Annotated in this window: 3 protein-coding genes and 1 pseudogene; all 4 read right to left on the reverse strand. The window is 37.6% G+C overall.

The genetic code is table 11. The features are described 5' to 3' along the window. Positions 1 to 85, reverse strand: a pseudogene (locus J5224_RS35610) (3-oxoacyl-ACP reductase); the annotation flags it as partial. A 10-nt stretch (positions 86 to 95) separates the two neighbouring features. Further along, positions 96 to 332, reverse strand: a complete 237-nt coding sequence (locus J5224_RS25270; protein ID WP_264627957.1) for an acyl carrier protein — start codon at positions 330 to 332, stop codon at positions 96 to 98. A gap of 30 nt (positions 333 to 362) precedes the next feature. Continuing rightward, entirely contained in the window at positions 363 to 1,451 is a 1,089-nt protein-coding gene (locus J5224_RS25275; RefSeq protein ID WP_264627959.1) for an FkbM family methyltransferase, read from the reverse strand. 47 nt (positions 1,452 to 1,498) lie between these two features. Next, positions 1,499 to 2,198 (reverse strand): acetyltransferase (locus tag J5224_RS25280; protein WP_264627958.1); only part of this gene is annotated, 700 nt, incomplete at its 5' end.

The following is a 2,198-nucleotide window of genomic DNA, read 5'->3' on the forward strand; positions in this document are numbered from 1 at the left end:
ATTCACGTGCAAATGCTTCTAACGTGGCACGTCCTATGCCCTGCAAGCATCCGGTGATCACCGCATTGTTTCCAGGCAGCAACATGAATGACTCCTTATAGCTCCACGTCATATTTTGTTAAAATTTCTTTACCCTTGGCATAGGAAGAGAAATCAATAATATCTTCAGTATCCATCATGATATCAAAAGCTTCTTCCAATGACGCGATCATGGTCATATGCCCGACGGAGTCCCAAGAAGGAGTATCCTGATATTTATAATCTGGCAGCATATCCTCTGTAATTTCAAAAACCTCAATAAAAACGTTGTTGTATTTTTCTAAATTACTCATTCCAATCACCTCTATAAGATAACAATAAAATCACACAATAGCATAGAGTACCATATCGACGGAAAAATAACGTTGATGGCATCTTAAATAAAATTTGTAATCTGGATTTAACTCATTTAAATAGCTCGGTATTTCAATAAGATCTTCAGGCTTATGGTATAAACTAATCGCCAATTTAGGTTTGTAATCACGAATTGTTTTCGCTGCGCCTTGTAATGCAGCCAACTCAGCGCCTTCAATATCCATCTTGATAAATGTTGCTTCATCGCCCTTTAGCAGAGAATCAATAGAGACAACATCGATAACGTCGGATTTATTATCCAAATCAACTCTTGATAATTCACCTATACCTTGTCGAAAACTGAGTTTTGTATTTACACTCCACGCGCCAGAATTAACAACTTGACAAAAATCAAACTGACTCACAGTACTGACAAGTTGTTTAAAATTACTACTATCCGGTTCCAGCCCATAGATCTTACGTGGATTGATAAATCCTTTTTCCCGGTAATTAGCTAAAAAGGATAATATCGTATCCCCAGTACAAGCGCAATCCACAAACACTTCATTCTCTGAGAAATTAATTATCGAATCTAAAAAATAAATATTTTCAAAGAAAACCCTATTGAAATACTCTGTTTTGCAACTGATCCGCTGGTTTATAAAAGCAATTAATGCGTCTCTTGAAACATCATCCTCAAGCTTGTCAAAAAACCATTGTAATTTATTTTCATTCTCTTTGATAAAGTCATAAGAAACGTTTTCATGATTTAAATTCAAAATATCATAAAAAAATACCACCGCAGAATTCGATGAAATTAATCTAACGTAATCATCATTGTGAGGTTGGAAACCAACAATATAATTATATAACCCCTCATTGGCAGCAACATCCTCGAGCGGAAGCACTTTTTTCCCAAGAAAAAACACTTCCTTGTCAAGGTATTTTTTGTTCACTGACACGATATCGACTTGCACACCATTATCTTTCAAAAACTTGTGCGCAATGGATGCATATTGAGATGTGCCAATCAAGACGACAGGATATCCATTTTTTTTGATTGTTTCGATATCTTCATACATCTCTATCGGACTTGTCTCTGTTATCTTAGACAGCATATTCAAAATGTCTCCTTGGTAAGGGTAATTCAACATAAAGTCAACTATCAGTGAAACACGCCATTGCCTTCATTTCTTCGCATCACTCGAGCAGGATTTCCCAACGCGATCACATCATTTTCGATGTTTTTCATTACGATAGACCCCATGGAAATAATTGTATTATCACCAATAATTGTACCTTCTTTAACAGAGGCACTCATTCCAATAAAGGTACCACTACGAATTTGGCAATTTGCGCCCAACGTAACAAACGTAGAGATAATACTATTTTCACCCACGACCACATCATGTCCCAGGCTAGATGTTGGTTGGAGAAAAACATTGTCACCTAATATTACATCACAGGAAAGAAATGCATTTTTACATAAAACAACACCGTTCCCGATACTCGTACATGCCGTAAGACGGATATCAGGGTGAATTAATGTTGCCAAGGTTAACTCAGCAGATTTTACTTTTTCAGCCAACAACACTCTAATTCTCGGTTCACCAACTGCAATGACAATTTCGATATTCTCAATTTTTTTTGCAGTATCGAAATCCAACACAGGGACGCCCTTAAGCTCGCGCCCTGGATTCACATCATCGATAAAATAAATATCACTCCAGCGTTTCTGATTCTCCTCGATAATCTGAGCCAGAACCAACACTTCACGCCCCAAACCGCCTGCGCCATAAATACCCAGTTTCATCGTGCTGTCCTCCCTATCTTTTTTCTTAAACTGCACGAGGCGTGCTAGCCTG

The sequence above is a fragment of the Candidatus Symbiopectobacterium sp. NZEC135 genome (assembly GCF_025962695.1).